This window comes from Ferruginibacter yonginensis, assembly GCF_042651465.1.
Taxonomy (GTDB): domain Bacteria; phylum Bacteroidota; class Bacteroidia; order Chitinophagales; family Chitinophagaceae; genus Ferruginibacter; species Ferruginibacter yonginensis.
In genome coordinates this window covers 1-16,883 of record NZ_JBHSCZ010000005.1, presented here as the reverse complement: position 1 = coordinate 16,883, position 16,883 = coordinate 1, and the positions used below count along the sequence as shown (strand labels likewise).

Annotated in this window: 15 protein-coding genes; all 15 read left to right on the top strand. The window is 33.3% G+C overall.

Annotated elements, in window-relative coordinates; all coding sequences use genetic code 11:
* Positions 1–726: 726 nt before the first annotated feature.
* The 15 genes from ACFOWM_RS13240 to ACFOWM_RS13170 all read left to right on the top strand — a co-directional run bounded on the left by ACFOWM_RS13240 (position 727) and on the right by ACFOWM_RS13170 (position 16,570).
* Entirely contained in the window at positions 727–1,353 is a 627-nt protein-coding gene (locus ACFOWM_RS13240; protein ID WP_379710944.1) for a hypothetical protein, read from the top strand.
* Between the two features lie 244 nt (positions 1,354–1,597).
* Positions 1,598–2,242: a VOC family protein gene (locus ACFOWM_RS13235; RefSeq protein ID WP_379710942.1), complete on the top strand. Its 645-nt coding sequence runs from the start codon at positions 1,598–1,600 to the stop codon at positions 2,240–2,242.
* Positions 2,243–2,489: 247 nt separating this feature from the next.
* Positions 2,490–3,305 carry a hypothetical protein gene (locus ACFOWM_RS13230; protein WP_379710940.1) on the top strand — a complete coding sequence of 272 codons (816 nt, stop codon included), beginning with the start codon at positions 2,490–2,492 and terminating at the stop codon, positions 3,303–3,305.
* Between the two features lie 1,149 nt (positions 3,306–4,454).
* On the top strand, positions 4,455–5,330 hold the full coding sequence (locus ACFOWM_RS13225) for an MBL fold metallo-hydrolase (protein ID WP_379710938.1): 876 nt from the start codon (positions 4,455–4,457) through the stop codon (positions 5,328–5,330).
* Between the two features lie 225 nt (positions 5,331–5,555).
* Complete coding sequence (locus ACFOWM_RS13220) at positions 5,556–6,425, top strand: hypothetical protein (protein WP_379710936.1); 870 nt, start codon at positions 5,556–5,558, stop codon at positions 6,423–6,425.
* Between the two features lie 252 nt (positions 6,426–6,677).
* Positions 6,678–7,079 carry a TIR domain-containing protein gene (locus tag ACFOWM_RS13215; RefSeq protein WP_379710934.1) on the top strand — a complete coding sequence of 134 codons (402 nt, stop codon included), beginning with the start codon at positions 6,678–6,680 and terminating at the stop codon, positions 7,077–7,079.
* Position 7,080: 1 nt separating this feature from the next.
* Positions 7,081–8,334, top strand: a complete 1,254-nt coding sequence (locus tag ACFOWM_RS13210; RefSeq protein WP_379710932.1) for a TRAFs-binding domain-containing protein — start codon at positions 7,081–7,083, stop codon at positions 8,332–8,334.
* A 1,693-nt stretch (positions 8,335–10,027) separates the two neighbouring features.
* The gene (locus ACFOWM_RS13205; protein ID WP_379710930.1) at positions 10,028–10,249 is read left to right on the top strand and encodes a hypothetical protein; all 222 of its coding nucleotides are present in this window, start codon (positions 10,028–10,030) and stop codon (positions 10,247–10,249) included.
* 66 nt (positions 10,250–10,315) lie between these two features.
* A complete protein-coding gene (locus ACFOWM_RS13200) occupies positions 10,316–10,606 on the top strand; it encodes a helix-turn-helix domain-containing protein (protein ID WP_273078338.1) in 291 nt (96 codons plus the stop codon).
* Positions 10,587–11,489, top strand: coding sequence for a reverse transcriptase family protein (locus ACFOWM_RS13195; protein WP_379710928.1), 903 nt, complete (start codon positions 10,587–10,589; stop codon positions 11,487–11,489). Before ACFOWM_RS13200 ends, ACFOWM_RS13195 begins: the two co-directional genes overlap by 20 nt.
* Before the next feature lie 194 nt (positions 11,490–11,683).
* Entirely contained in the window at positions 11,684–12,643 is a 960-nt protein-coding gene (locus ACFOWM_RS13190) for a leucine-rich repeat domain-containing protein (RefSeq protein WP_379710926.1), read from the top strand.
* 1,020 nt (positions 12,644–13,663) lie between these two features.
* Positions 13,664–14,152, top strand: a complete 489-nt coding sequence (locus ACFOWM_RS13185; protein ID WP_379710924.1) for a hypothetical protein — start codon at positions 13,664–13,666, stop codon at positions 14,150–14,152.
* Positions 14,153–14,164: 12 nt separating this feature from the next.
* Positions 14,165–14,857, top strand: coding sequence for a hypothetical protein (locus ACFOWM_RS13180; protein ID WP_379710922.1), 693 nt, complete (start codon positions 14,165–14,167; stop codon positions 14,855–14,857).
* A gap of 256 nt (positions 14,858–15,113) precedes the next feature.
* Positions 15,114–15,671, top strand: a complete 558-nt coding sequence (locus ACFOWM_RS13175) for a hypothetical protein (RefSeq protein WP_379710920.1) — start codon at positions 15,114–15,116, stop codon at positions 15,669–15,671.
* A 212-nt stretch (positions 15,672–15,883) separates the two neighbouring features.
* Entirely contained in the window at positions 15,884–16,570 is a 687-nt protein-coding gene (locus ACFOWM_RS13170) for a hypothetical protein (RefSeq protein ID WP_379710918.1), read from the top strand.
* Positions 16,571–16,883: the final 313 nt, after the last annotated feature.

The following is a 16,883-nucleotide window of genomic DNA, read 5'->3' as shown; positions in this document are numbered from 1 at the left end:
ACTTTTTTTATGTACAAACACGAACTTCAGCATAATATATTGGGGGGGGCTTTCAGCAGTAGTACAGTAGCAGCAGTTGTTCCGGCTATTCGCTGTACTGCATCCGCTAAGGCGGTTGCAGTGCCGCTGCTATCCGGCAGCCTTTCAGCATTTCAATAAAAATGTAGCCTTAGTCAATAAAAATGTTTTTGTTACAAAAAAGTTGATACTAAACTAAATCAATAAAATTTCGGGTTTCAACAAAAAGTAATATCAGTTCAATAAAAACTTACACATAAATTAATAAAAATTATTGTGTATAAAAGTACAAGCAATAAAAATAATATGTATTTTCAAACTACGGAATTGCCCCCGTACAAAACATAGTTTAATCTGTCATTGCCTTCAATGAAAACTTGCCATTATGTGAGTGAGGAAGACGAAGTCATAAAAAAACCACACTTACATGGTTTGCTTAAACTTTAAAAAAACAAAAGGCAATTAATAGATTTACCAAAAAAGCATTGCTTAAATACATACTCAAAATAGGATAACATAGCAATGCTCTTCGCAAAATCAACAATTTTTTTTAACAAAAAGTAACAATCACCAAAAATGTATTGCCGCAACTACAATGTAAAATTGCGAATACCAAAACATTGGTTTTCAACGCAACTATTTTACAAACAAATTGAGATAGTGGCGTATATTTAAGTGTTGTGCAACATTAATCAAAACTCTATTTAAATGAAAAAGACAATTTACATGTTAGTTTTTGCGACTATCGCATTTTCTAATTTTTCAAAAGCACAGACAAATAAAAACTCCGAATTTAATCTTATTGCTTCTGGAGGTATTGGATTTGCAAATATCATTAACGAAAAAGAACCAAATTATAATCTTAATTGTAATTCAGGAGAAATTTTAATTAATTATTATTCAAGAAAAAAGAATATTGGAATTGCCACTGGATTTGGATTAACCACATTTACTGGAACAGGATTTAATCAAATCGGGAATTTTTATCAAGAAAGATCAGTTATAAAGATACCTTTATTAGTCACGTGTAATTATGGAATTAATGAAAAATTTAAACTGTATTCTTCTTTTGGTGTTTATACACAAACTATAATAAAAGACAAGTTTCAGTATATTAATCTAATAAAAAATAAATTATACGATGGCTGGAATTTCGGAACGCAGATTCAAATTGCTCCATATTATTTGTTAGGCAAAAATATAAGTTTAGGTATTATTTTCAATCAGCAATCAGATTTCAGTAAATTTAAATCTAATTCCAATCAATTAATTAATGACAAACAAAGAATTAAAAATTTAAACTCATTCGGAGTCTCAATTGCAATGTTACTTTAAAACGCCGCACAACAAAGCTATTGCTGGCATTGGGGCTGGATGGAATAACAATCATCAATCGTACAAATCCTAGCAGCAGTTCGGGCGGACGGATTTCTACTGAGCTACTCTCCTAATCTTAAACTTTATTTTATAAATTTAAATTTAGCACCGGGCTGGACGTCGGCAAACCCAACGACCAGCAATACCCGGCCGTTAGCGGTAATTTTAGAACGACATCGTACAATTAACAAAAAAATTCACAATGCAAGTAGACCATATTTTCATATTCACAAACGACAATGGTAAAGTTGCTGACGAACTTGTACAATTCGGTTTGACAGAAGGAAGTAGCAGAGTTCACATTGGACAAGGTACGACTAACAGAAAATTCTACTTTGAGAATTTTTTTTTGGAAATTCTTTGGGTTCACAATGAAGAAGAATTGAAAAGTGACAAAACAAAACCGACAGGATTGTGGCAACGAGCAGACTTTAATTCAAATAATTCGCCATTTGGGCTTTGTATCGTGAACACAGACGAAATAGAAAATCTTTTTAAAAATTCTTTTAAATATCAACCTGAATATTTTCCCATTGGACTGAACATAGACATTATAAAAAACGAGCAAAATCTTAATTTACCCTGGACTTTCAGACTTCCATTTAAAGGACAAAAGAAAAATGAAACTGAACCAATAGAACACAAATATGGGTTAAAAAAATTGACAAGCATAGAGTTCGGAGTTTCAAATTTTGACAAAGCAGACGAATTTATTCAACAATTTTCAGGACAGAAAAATATTACATTCTCTTTGTCCTCAACAAACAATCTAACATTAACATTTGACGAAAATAAAAATGGGCAGACTAAAGAGTTTGAAAAAATAAATTTAAAAATCAAATATTGACAAAGAAAAACTACCGCTAACATGGTATTGCTGGCATTGGGGCTGGACGGAATATCAATCATCGGCTGTGCAATACCAAGCAGCAGTTCGGGCGGACGGATTTCTGTTGAGCTTCATCTCTAATCATCAACTTTATTTTATAAATTTAACTTCATCACCGGGCTGGACGTCGGCAAACCCAACGACCAGCAATACCCGTCCGTTGTGCGTCACTTTAGACAACCCTCGTTAAACGACAAACTTTGAAATGAGTAGAAAGAATTGGACTGATGAAAAACTATTTTTTCGGCTTGTAAATAATAAGTCGGACAAGACTTATTGGGATAATATCCGAACACTACGTTCAAGAGCAAATGCCAACAATTTCAATACTTGTGTTAAACAAATAAAATCATCAAAACCCAAAGAACGAATTATTGGTATTGACATATTAGCCCAATTGGGTTTGACGCCTCGACCTTTCTTCAAAGAATCTCGAAAACTATTTTTTGACATCTTAAAAAAAGAGAAAGACCCAAAAGTATTGCTTTCTGTTTTGTATGCAATCGGACACAATAATGAAAAACTAAAATCTGATGAGATAGCACTTTTGGTTTCATTTAAAGACAATGCTAACGAAGGTGTTAGAGATGGCTTGGTTTCTGCTTTGCTTTCGGTTGACAACAAATTAGCAATAGATACTTTAATACATTTGACAAACGACAAAGCTTCACATATTAGAGATTGGGCTACTTTTGGAATTGGCACTCAAATAGAAAGAGACAATAAAATTATTAGGGAAGCCTTATGGTCGAGAGTCGACGACAAACATCAAGACACAAAGCTTGAAGCCATAGTTGGACTTGCAAAAAGAAAAGACCTTCGTATTAAAGAAGTAATCAAAAGAGAACTTTTAGATGGCGAGTTTGGTAAATTAATATTTGAATCAATAGAAGAATTGAATGACAAAGACTTTTTACCTCTATTAAAAGACAATTTAAAAAAAGCTAAAAAAGATAAAGGAATTAAACCTGATTGGATTAAAGATTTAATAGATTGTATAACTCAGCTTGAAAAGAATTAATAGAAAAGCGAACGCACAACATGGGGTTTTGCGCAAGTGTGGCTGGACGGAAGTACAATCGACAGCAGTAAAAAGCCAATCTTCAGTTCGGGCTGGACAAACAACTTTAAGCTTAAGTTCTTAACTTCAACTAATTAATTTTTATCAGCAGCGGTACCGGCGGACGGAATACTAATACCACACCTGCCCAAAGCCCTGTTCGTTAGGCGTTATACTTTTAGAAAAACTAGCAGTATTATAATTTAAACAGCAAGAAGACCTACGCTCTGCAATTACAAAAGAGGTGCATCTCTTTTAATTTAACAATTATCATTGCACCACATTTGTAATCGCCCCACCCTTCTGCCAACTTTTGTTTCCTAATTAGACTTTTTTAAATATTATCAACAGTTCTATTTCAATTAAGCAAGACGAATGAATATTTAATCAGCTTTTGAAATAGATTTTCTAATTTATTCGCTGATAAAAAATACACAATTCAGAATAAAACTTACTCAAAGCAGAATAGAAAGTACGCAATTCAGAAATGAAAGTACACAATTGAGAAATAAACTTACTCACAGCAGAAAAAAAGTACGCAATTTAGAATTGAACTTACACACAGCAGAAAAAAAAGTACACAATTCAGAAACAAACTTACACACTGCAGAATAAAAAGTACGCAATTCAGAAAAAAACTTACACACAGCAGAAAAAAAAGTATACAATCTAGAATTGAACAAGTTAAGTAGCTTTTTAAATCTCTGAATGATAGTTTATTATTAGCCAACGCACAGAATAAACCACATTTGCATTGCTTAAAGGCTGATAATTTAGTTCGCCATGCAAAAGAGGTTTATTTTTAGCCACCGCACTTATTGCAACTTTTGAATTTATAAAGTGCGAAGTATTATGCAACAGCGTAGTACAACGCCTAACAAAGCTATTGCTGCCATTGGGGCGGGACGGAATAACAATCATCGGCTGTACAAATCCCAGCAGCAGTTCGGGCGGACGGATTTCTAATGATCTGCATTTCTAATCATCAACTTTATTCTATAAATTTAACTTCAGCACCGGGCTGGACGTCGGCAAACCCAACGACCAGCAATACCCGGTCGTTGGGTGGCAAGTGTAAAGCAGCAGCAAATATTAAACACAACCTTTGAGATGAACTTAACAATTTCAGGATATTCAACAGCATTATTTTCAACTTGGTATTTTATTGAAGAATTAGGACTTTTATTTGATTGTGGAGATGGGTTAATTTCTGCCTTGTTACAAAAAAGCAGAAAAATAGAAAATGTTTTTATTTCACATGCTGACAGAGATCATCTCACTGGACTCTTACAATTTAATCAGTTAAACGCAAGGGAAGGATTTCCCGTAATTTACTATCCCAAAGATTGTGGCTCTTTCCCAGCTATTAAAGATTTCTCAGTAAAATTTGACCCTCACGTTAAAGGAACAACATGGAAACCAATTATCAATAAAGCAAAAATTTGGATAAGAAAAGATATTTATGTAGAAGCATTAAGAAATAATCATGTTTCGTGCAATGAAGATACTAACAAAAGTCTAGGATATAAGGTCGTTAGTGTAAAATCAAAATTAAAAAATGAATATCTCAACTTACCTGCAAATGACATAAAAATTCAAATTGAAAAATTGGGTAGAGAAGCAACTCACACAACAATTGAAACAATATTATTATCGTATAGTGGTGATACTCCTTGTGAAAACTTTCAGCATTGGAATAACTCAAAAATATTAATTCATGAAGCTACCTTCTTAGGTAATGAAGAAGACAAAAACATACAAACACACGGCAATAAACACAGTATGCTCGAAGATGTAATTAAATCTGTATCAGAAATTAATATTGAGCGTTTAATTCTTGGGCATTTTTCTTCCAGATACTCTAATGAACAAATTGATACTAGCATTACAGAATTATGTAAGAAATATAAAATTCAAATTCCTGTTTATAGAATTTTACCTGGCATCGTAATAAAAAATATATTTGCAGGAGAACCCATATTTTAGAACACCTGCCACCAACATGGTATTGCTGCCATTGGGGTTGGACGGAATAACAATCAGCAACTCTACAAATCCCAGCAGCAGTTCAGGCGGACGGATTTCTCTTGAGCATCAGTTCTAATCATCAACTTAATTTTATAAATTTAACTTCGGTACCGGGCAGGACGTCGGCAAACCCAACGACCAGCAATACCCGGTCGTTAGCAGCAATTTGAAATAGCATTCATAATGACACTTGTAATAGCACAAAAACATAATAATACTGTTACTTTATCCTCAGACTCAAGGATTAGTTTTGGTACATCTGGACACATTGATTATGGAATAAAAGTGTTTTCAGTACCCGTCAAAATTTTCTCACCAACAAATTCGGAGACAAACACTAATAATCTTGATTATGACCACATACTTGGGGTTGCAGTCGTTGGGAGCGCAATAAATGCCTACACTGTAAAAGAATCTGTTTATGAAATTTTACAAAACTTGCAATATATCCCTGGTTATACAGATTTATCAATGTATGGAATTTCCAAATTAGTTTTTAAAATATTTGAAAAGACAACTTTAGACTTAGGAAAAATTATTCAAGAAAATGGGCTCTGTGGTCTAATACTTACTGGGTATTGTGCAGTTCAAAAAAAAATTAGAACCTTTTATTTTTCATGCGATACCACAGATTATCCAATTAGACCATTTTATGAAGAAATTCTAAAAGAAAATGGAATAAGATTTTTTGGTAGTGGTGAGAAAGAGGCTGAACAAATTCATACTCAAAATACCACACTAACTCCTTCGCATATTATAAGACAAGTCATAAGAGAAGGCAAAGTTAACTCTGTGGGAGGAGGAATACAATATGGAGAAATAGTAGAGAAAAATTTTAAAGTATATGGAATCGCTGACTATTCGCTAACAGAAGATGGTAGATTCAAAGAGCATATTTATACTTTAAGGGGCATAAATTTATATAAGGATGATTTTGAAAAAGAAAGTGATGGATTTCATATTTCATACCCTTTCAAAATGCCATTTGAGTCAGAAATTCAAATTATATTAAATAAATTACTTAAAAACTTTGACAATCCAACCGCAGAATAAAAAACTGCTGCTAACAAAGCTATTTGCAAAATCTGGGCTGGACGAATAGGTTATCGGCTGGAACAGTTCTAATCAGCTGCGGTTCGGGCAGGACGTTACTAATCAACATTATTTCTTAATTTCAACATCAACAACAAATCAACATCGGTCGGGCGGACGGAACTCAAAATTCCCAGTCTTCGCAAATACTTGGTCGTTAGCTGTAATTGTACCGAGACAGTCACTAAATATTTAATTAACAAAAACAAAAAAATGGGATACAAGAAGAAAATATTCGTTAGCTACGACTATACGAATGACAAACATTACAAGAATTTACTTTTAGCTTGGGATGCTAATAGATTATTTGATTTTTCAATTCACGATCATTCTGCTGACGTTGGAATTAATAGTAGTAATGCAGGAGCAATTAAATCAGTGTTGTCAAGATATATAAATGAAGCAACATATTTTTTAGTTATAATTGGTCCAAAAACACATAAAAGTCAATGGGTAAAATGGGAAATAGAAAAAGCTGTTGAACTTGGAAAAAGAATTGTTGCAGTCAAAACAGACAGAGAAAATACTTCACCTTCAGAACTTTATGGAGTTGGCGCAAGTTGGGCAATGTCATTTACATATCAATCCATTGTTGACGCAATAGCAAACGCATAATATGAGTAAGAAAAAAACTTGCTTTGTAATCATTGGTTTTGGACCAAAGACAGATTTTGAAACAGGAAATATTTTTGATTTAGACAAGACATTTGATAACCTAATCAAACCTGCTTTTGACGAATTAGACATTGAATGTTTCAGAGCTAAAGACATTCGACATTCAGGAAATATAGATGTACCTATGTACGAATGGATACTAAATGCTGATATTGTAATTGCAGATATTTCTACTCTCAACCCTAATGCTCTATATGAACTAGGTGTAAGACATGCTTTAAGACCTAATGCAACAATTGTAATTTCTGAAGACAAAACAAAATATCCATTTGACCTCAATCATACTTTAATTTCAAAATATGAACATTTAGGAAAAGATATTGGTGTAAGTGAAGCTAAACGATTTAAAAACGAGCTAAAAGCTACTGTTTTAGAAGTTCTAAACACTAAAAAAAACGACAGTCCTGTCTATACATATTTACCAAAACTACAACCACCAAAGTTTGAAAATGTTGATGTTAAAAGTATTAAAGAATATAGTGATATACAACCAACTTTATCAGAACTAATTTATGATGCTGAAAAAGCAAAAGATAACAAAGAGTTTTGGGTTGCGGGTCAACTTTATAGAGTTTGCTTAAAATTTGAACCTCAAAATATATTTTTAAGACAGAGACTAGCATTAGTAACATATAAGTTAGAAAAGCCTAGCCCCAAAAAAGCACTGTTAGATGCGGAAGAAATATTAAGTAAACTTAATCCCGAAGAAACTACAGACCCAGAAACTTTAGGTTTATCAGGTTCAATTAATAAACGACTTTTTGAAATAACAAAATCATTAAAATATCTTGATAAAGCAATTAGATTTTATTCAAAAGGTTATCATATTGCACAAGATTACTACAATGGAATTAACTATGCTTTTCTTTTAACTACAAAAGCAACAATTGAAAAAAATAAGTTTGAAGCGATATCTTATTTTTTACAAAGCCAACGAATAAGGGAAGAAATAATTGAGCTATGCAAAGAACTTATTGCAGATAAAGCTTTTAAAGAAAGAGGAGACCAACATTGGATATATCAAACTATTGCACAAGCCTATTTAGGATTAGATAACATTCAAGAACTAAATAAAATAATTCCAAAGATTAAAAAATATTCAAAAGGCGAATTTGACATTGATACTTTTAAAGAACATAATGAAATACTTCTTGAAAACATAAAAAACATAAAAAAGAAAAACAACTACAGCTAACAAAGCTATTGCTGCCATTGGGGCTGGACGGAATAACAATCATCGGCGGTACAACTCCAAGCAGCGGTTCAGGCGGACGGATTTCTCTTGAGCTTCTCTCCTAATCATCAACTTTATTTTATAAATTTAACTTCAGTACCGGGCAGGACGTCGGCAAACCCAACGACCAGCAATACCCGGCCGTTAGCTCCAATGCCGCTGCGGCGCAAAGCCAAACATCGGTAGTTAGAAAGAAAGCAGTAAGCAATTTACTTGGGAATATTTTTTTGCTTTTGTACATAGCCGAGCAAGGACGGTATACAATTCTTTCAAGTTTATTATTGTGGGACGCAGCATGTTAATGATACTTTGTTGGCACATAAGCTAACATCGGTATTTGCAAAATCTGGGCTGGAAGAATAGGTCATCGGCTAGAAAAGTTCTAATCAGCTGCGGTTCGGGCTAGACGTTACTAATCAACATTATTTCTTAATTTCATCATCAACAATAAATCAACATCGGTCGGGCGGACGGAACTCGAAATTCCCAGTCTTCGCAAATACCCGGTCGTTAGCTGATATTAATTTTCGGTCAAACCCTAATAATGAAACAAAGACCTTTTATATTACTGTTAATGACAGGACTTATTTTAGTCATAGTAAAATCTTTTTTATTGACTGAGGAAAAAATAATAGATATACATCTTTACGACACATTTTATGTATTTACGCTTTCCCAAATAATTTGGTCGCTTTCGATCTTTGTTTTGATTAAATATGTTTTGTACTTTTTAACTGAGAAATTTTTACACTCAATAAAACTGACTTGGATTGATATAATTCTTACGACTCTAACAATCTTATTTTTCTTAATTGCATTTTCATTAGCTGACAGTATAATTAAACCAAACGTAAATGAGAATAGTTTCGTAAAAAATTCGAACGCAATTGTTTATACGAAGACAATTACTAAATATGTTGTATACACTTTATTTGCATTAATGCTTGGACAGATTATTTATTTTATAAACTTAGCTAAAGGACTTTATAAAAAAAGAACTACTTAGATATTTTAACACCAGCTAACATCGGTATTTGCAAAATCTGGGCTGGACGAATAGGTCATCGGCAGGAAAAGTTCTAATCAGCTGTGGTTCAGGCTGGACGTTAATAATCAACATTATTTCCTAATTTCAACATCAACAATAAATCAGCATCGGTCGGGCAGACGGAACTCGAAATTCCCAGTCTTCGCAAATACCCGGCCGTTGGTGGCAAGCTTACCGACACACTCTGCTAACTCAACGGTTTGGACAAAAAAGTAGACTTTTCCACATTTTATTTAACGCCTGTTGAAAAAAATATCAAACTTTTTATTAACTCACAGTAATATTCCCTATATTTGCATCAGATTAGTTCTTTGAAAAGTGATTTGAAGTTTATTTCCTAAGCGGAGTTCCTTTGACTGTCTGAAAAGACAACCTTAACGGGTAAATTAACAGCACACATTCATTCTCTGTATATGACCATCATACTATTGATTAGATTGAGTTGAATTGTTATTATGCTATTAGATTTTAATAAGCAGGAATTTTAAGCGAGTGTACGAGAACATTGTTTACACGTTTAGGACTTAGACACCTAACTACAAGTTTTACTTAGACATTGTTGAAAAAAGCAGGGCAACAATGTCGTTGTCTTCAAAAACAAGTAAAATGAGTAGATTAAAACAAATTCAAATCATTGATACTGCAATACAAAGTGTTGCATCTATCACACAGAGCCAGTGTTCTCTTTCGGAAACAGACTTAATTGTCTTAAATGAAGCATTAGAAAGACTTCAATTCTTGAAAAGAAAAAAGGGTAAGACGAATGAGCAAATTCGTAATGAAATTGTTCAAGTAGTTGCACTTCTTGTAAAATTCTTTAAAGACTAAAATTGAAGCCCAAAGATGTAGAATTGAAAATCCGAACACTCACTTAATTTTTTCAACAACAACAAAATGGATTTAGGTAACATAATTAAAAATATCAGAAAGCAAAAAGGACAAACTCAAGGAGAGTTTGCACTTTCTTGTGGAATTACACAAACTTATCTTTCGCAAATTGAGGGTAATCTCAAAGAACCTAATCTTTCAACGCTAAAATCAATTAGCGATAATTTGAATGTTCCATTACCCATACTTTTCTTTTTATCAATGACAGAAGATGATGTGCAGCCAAACAAAAGGAAAGCATTCCAGATTGTAAGCCCTTCTGTAAAATCTTTGGTAAATGAATTCTTCGCAGTTTAAAATAAATGAGTTCAAAAAGATTTGTTCCATCGTTTGCTTTAAACCAAGCGAAGTAGAAAACATTGCTAGTAATTTGGACAAATACTATAAAGAATGGATTGAGAAAAAACTTGATAAAAAAACAGGCTTACCAAAAAAATATTTAGACGGCACAGAAAAACAAAGGACTATCAGACCTTCGCAGAAGGAACTAAAATTAATTCAGTCACGAATTAAAAACAAAATATTAGTTCCCATTAAACTACCTGCTGAAATTCACGGTGGAGTAAAAGGATGCAGTAACATTACAAATGCCAAACCTCACCAAGGAAACAAATATATTTTTACAACTGACTTACAAGAATTTTATCCAAACATAACCTCACAAAGAGTTTATGATACTTTTTGCAAGCTAAAGTTTTCGCCACACTTTTCACATTGGCTAACAAACTTGACAACGTGGAAGTATGAATTGCCACAAGGAACACCAACAAGTACACATATCGCAAACCTTGTTTTTTTGGACACAGATATTAAGTTAATAGAACTTTGCAACGCTAACAACATTACATATACAAGGTATGTTGACGACTTGACATTTTCTTCGCAACAGGACTTTAAACATTTACTTAATCCCATTCTTGACATAGTTACATCGGGCAATTTTAAACTTAGCTACAGAAAGACACAATACAAAGGAAAGCAGACAATTACAGGCGTGGATGTATTTCTAAATAAAATTGACGCACCAGAAAAAATTATTCAAAAATCGAAAATAGAAGTTGACACCAAAGCAGACTTGAAACCTTACACGATTTACTTAAACAACATCCGTAAAACGAACAGTCCGAGAAAAAGCCTGCCACCAACAAGGGGTTTGGCAAAAGTGGGGCGGACGGAATAACAATGAACTTTTTGTAATTCTATGTGGCTTTTGTTCCAGCTTGACGGAATTCTTTTTGACTTTTTGTTGTTATCTTCATCATCAGTTTTTCAATCAGCAGCGGTTCCAGGCGGACGGAATTCTATTTCCCCACCTTCGCCAAGCCCTGTTCGTTAGCGGTCAGGCTACAGCAACACCCTAAGCATGGACACATTATGACTCCAACATCATTAATAAAAATATCAGACAGCTTATCCGACAACCGACATAAAGAAATTGCTGAAAAAATATTTGCTCGTAAGATAGACGGCATTGAAGTTTCACATTTTGGCGGACGTTGGGGCGACACTTGGGAGACAAGCAAAAATTACAGCTTAGACTTTTTGAAATTCTATAAGGGAATAAAGGCTCTGAGGTTTTATCTTACAGGCGTTACAGACCTTACTCCAATTTTAGTTCTTGCAGACGGCTTAGAAAATCTACAACTTGGAGAATTTGATTTAAAGAAAATTTCCTTGGAGCCACTAGGTCAGTTAAAAAACTTGACATACCTATCTGTAGTAAGAAATCAAAACGGTCTTGAAAGTATTACTCAACTACCAAAATTATCAGAGTTAGCCTTGACAGGTCATTCAATTGAAAAGCTACCATTTCTAAATGAGCTAACAGAATTAAAAAAACTTTACATTGGCTTTGGAACTTCAAAAAATTTTGACAACATCCAAAACTTATCAAAATTAGAAGAGCTTGATGTGCTTTGGGTCAAACAACTATCCGACATACAAGCAGTTTCAAAGCTAACAAATCTTGTAAAGCTTAGAATGGAAGATGAAAAGCAAATAACGAGCTTGCCAGACTTATCAAAAATGACTAAACTGAAAAACATACGACTAATGAATTTCGGTTCATTACAAGATGTTTCAGCTTTGGTAAACTCTAATGTTGAGGAATTTATTCTAACTGGTCCAAATAAAAACGTAGACTTTTTGACGTCTTTATCCAATGCAGAGAAATTACAAAAAGTCTACACCTGTTTCTATACCAAAAGAGAACAGGACAAAGCTGAAAAAATATTAGGCGACAAGTTTTGCGATAAAGACAAAATGAATTTTGATATGCCTAATAGGACACCTATTTTATACTATGACATTGAAACTGGAGAAAGAATAGTATAGCAAAAGTACTACAGACAAAAGCCCGAACCGCTAACAAAAGTATTGCTGCAATTGGGGCTGGACGGAAGTACAATCAACAGCAGTGCAAATCCAAGCTTTGGTTTCGGCGGACGGAATTCTGCTGGGCATTAGTTCTTAACATCAACTTTTATTTATAAATTTAGCTTCAGTTCCGGGCAGACAGTTGGTCAATTCCCTAACTGCAGCAATACTCGAACGTTGGGTGTTATAGTTTTTTGGTGATTTTTTATGGTCGGCTTCGGACGGACATCAAAATTGTAAATGCATCTTTTTTTAAATCTATCAGCAAACTAATTTTAGAAGGACGTAAGACGCAACTATTTCACTTTTTTTGAAATAGTATTTTTAACAACGGCAGGAAAATTGGAGCGAAGATATTTTCATAATTTTCTGCTTGTTAATCTCTGCACGACACTCACCAACAGGCTTTCATTTCAAATCGCTACAATTAAATTGCGAAGAGTTATGCGAAACGTTATGCTTGTTAATCTCTGCACGACACTTAACAGCAGTTTTTAAATTCATAATCCTAAGGTTAGAATGAGAAGAACGAAGCGAAGATTGGTATTGGAAAAAATATTTGAACAATTAATTTGTGAAGTAACAAAATTGGACTTCGAATAATTAAACATCACCGTTTTTTAATTTTATTGTAGCGGTTGGACAGACATTTCAAACTCTAGTTCTAAAATATACAACACCCAACAAAAGTATTTGCAAAATCTGGGCTGGACGAATAGGTCATCGGCAGGAAAAGTTCTAATCAGCTGAGGTTCGGGCAGTACATTACTAATCAACATTATTTCTTAATTTCAACATCAAGAACAATTCATCATCGGTCGGGCAGACGGAAATCGAAATTCCCAGTCTTCGCAAATACCCGTCCGTTGTAGGCAACCAATAAAAACAGTACGTTCTGTATTTAGCATTTGGCCAAGACATAGTTTTTTTTTACTTTTTGTACACAGGTATTTAATTTGACATAATATTTTAATTTCAATGCTTAAAACCTTTAAAGCAAAAATTCATGGAACGGTAAGTATTAGACAGGGAGAGCAATCTCCTATTGACCAGACAATAACATTCACCAAATACAAAATAAAATTAAAGGACGAACAGATTAATAGAATTTATTTTGATCCACTGTTAGTTCAAGTTGTAGCTGATAAAATGGAATACAGTTTCGATAAAAAGTTGAATAAAGACGATAAGAAGATGTTTTCAATTATATTAAAACAAAAACTAAACGCATTAGACAATTGTCTATATCACTTAGACATTTCATTATGGAACAAAATAAAAGCAAATATTATTCACAACAGGTATTGGTTAGACAGAGAAAAAGAATGGTTTTTTAAAACTCTTGTTGCGGCAACAATAGGCTTTTTGTTTGCAGTAATAGGTGGAAAGATAGGATACCAACAAGGATATGAAAATGGTTTAAAAGAAGGGAAAGCCCAAAAGCAAGACACAATTCGAAAACAATAGAAATTAACTTTAATGAAATTAAGAGTAAAAAAAATAATTGCAAGAGAGTTCTTAATACTATTTGTGGTTGTGGCTATAAGCCTTATTACATTTTTATCGGTTTATGCTTACAACCATTATTATCAAAATAAAATTGACAACTTAACAAATAAAATATCTGCAAAAAAGATCTTACAAGATACTTTAGCAAACTTAACCAATGCAAAAAAGGAAAAGCAATTATGGTTTGCGAATGAATATTATACAAACTACGATTTTAGTACATCCACAAGGAAACTTGATTTCTATACCGAAAGCGGTTTGCCAATCTTTGGGAAAAATCAAAACCTTAAAATGTTTGATAGATTGATTGAGCTTAATAAAAAAGATAGTTTATTACTAATTTTCACACGCAATAATATTTTCGAAGAATTTGGGAAACACTTTAATTTTAAAACTCCTTTAGATCTCAAAAACTTCGTAACTGAAAACACAATTACTTCTAGCGATTTAGTAAAACTCAAACAATCAAATACTGTTTCAAATGAAATTAAAGCATTAGAATTAGAAAAAGAGAATGCTCAAGTGAAAGTTGTTTCGCTAGGAACTCATAAGCATTTAGTCATCATGTCATTTCTTTATTCTTTTATTCTTTTATTCTTATTTCGTTACAGTTTTTATGGAATAAAGTGGAGCATAAATACTCTAAAAAAGAATGGAGAATAGATAATATTTACACTTTGGCTGCCTACAACATGGTATTGCTGTCATTGGGGCTGGACGGAATAACAATCAGCAGCTGTGCAAATCTCAGCAGTGGTTCGGTCGGACGGATTTCTCTTGAGCATCACTTCTAATCATCAACTTTATTTTATAAATTTAATTTCAGCACCGGGCAGGACGTCGGCAAACCCCAACGCCCAGCAATACCCGGTCGTTAGCTGTTATTTTTGTAAGCTCCCAAATTCTAATTAGGAATTGTATGAGGAATTTAATTTTCTTAATTACATTTTTGAAACTTGACATGTTCTCTTTTGGACAAAATCCAAAACTGATTTCATTTAACGCTAATATTGATTCAATAGTAAATTATGGACCAATAAAAGCTTATGATACTATGAATGATACTGTTGGAGCGTTTTTTTATAGAAGAATGGTATCATTTACTTTTCATTTAGAAAATAAATCAAAAAGAAAATTACTAGTTCCAGTAGAATTTTTAATTGGAACTGACTTTTGGAATGATATCCTTTTTGCAGCGGAAAGATGGAATGATAGTTTAAAACAATTTCAACCAATTAAAAAAGACCTTGTTCTTCCTGCGTATAGAGAAATGAAATATAGAGTACTTTACTGGGGTGATAATATTATTGAGAAAGGAGAATTCAATTATTTTACACAAATGAATGAAATAAATAGAGTTCGGTTTACTTTATTACTTTCAAAAAATAATAACGGTTTTAAAGACATTACAACAGAATGGTTAATTATCAAGCCACAAGAACCTATGTATCCATTTTTTTACTCGAATAATAAATAAAACAACAGCTAACAAAGCTATTGCTGCCATTGGGGCGGGACGGAATAACAATCAACAGCTGTACAATTCCAAGCAGCAGTTCAGGCGGACGGAATTCTCTTGAGCATCAGTTCTAATCATCAACTTTATTCTATAAATTTAACTTCAGCACTGGGCTGGACGTCGGCAAACCCCAACGACCAGCAATACCCGGTCGTTGGTAGCAATGCAGAATGATAACACTCGAAGACTATAAACTTGACAACATTGACCCAGAAGATTTTGGGGACACTTTACTTAAACTTGAAAAATCGTTTGGGATAAAGTTTGAGTATAATACATTTAAGGATGCAAAAACATTTGGTGACATTTGCGATTGCATAGAAAGTCAAATAAATTTTACGAACAAAGAAGATTGCACGACACAACAAGCATTTTATAAAGTTCGTAATGCAATTAGTTTGACACAGAACATTGACAAAAAAAATATTGAGACTCAAACACAATTAGAAACAGTTTTTCCAAGACAAAATCGAAGACAAAAAGTAAAAGAATTTAAACAAGAATTAGGAATTTCAATAGACTTACTTTCGATGAAAACTTGGCTAGTATTGACAATTGTCATTGGATTTACTTCATCAATAATTGCTTTTTTCTTTAGTTGGAAAGTTGCTGTTTGCGGACTACTTTTTTTCTATATTCTAAATTCTATTTTGAGCAAATTCTCAAAAGAAATCAAGGTGGAGACAGTCGGTCATTTAGCAGAAAAAATTACACAAGAATATTATTCACAAGCAAGACGACATAGTAAGACAGTTAACAGAAGTGAAATTGTAAAAACTATTCAAGACGTTTTCATTGCTGAACATTTTTTAGAAAGAGAGCACTTAACTAGAGAAGCACAACTTGGTTGGAAATAGGTGCACTGCTACCAACATGCTATTGCTGCCATTGGGGCTGGACGGAATAACAATCAGCAACTCTACAAATCCCAGCAGCAGTTCAGGCGGACGGATTTCTCTTGAACATCAGTTCTATTCATCATCATTATTTTATAAATTTAACATCAGCACCGGGCAGGACGTCGGCAAACCCCAACGACCAGCAATACCCGGCCGTTGCCTGCAACCCCATCTGACAGCTGCTAATATTCAAGCAGGATAAACAAATTAGACAATGAATACGATAATAATAAGTTTGATATTGATTTCAGTTGCAATCGCATTTGTAGCA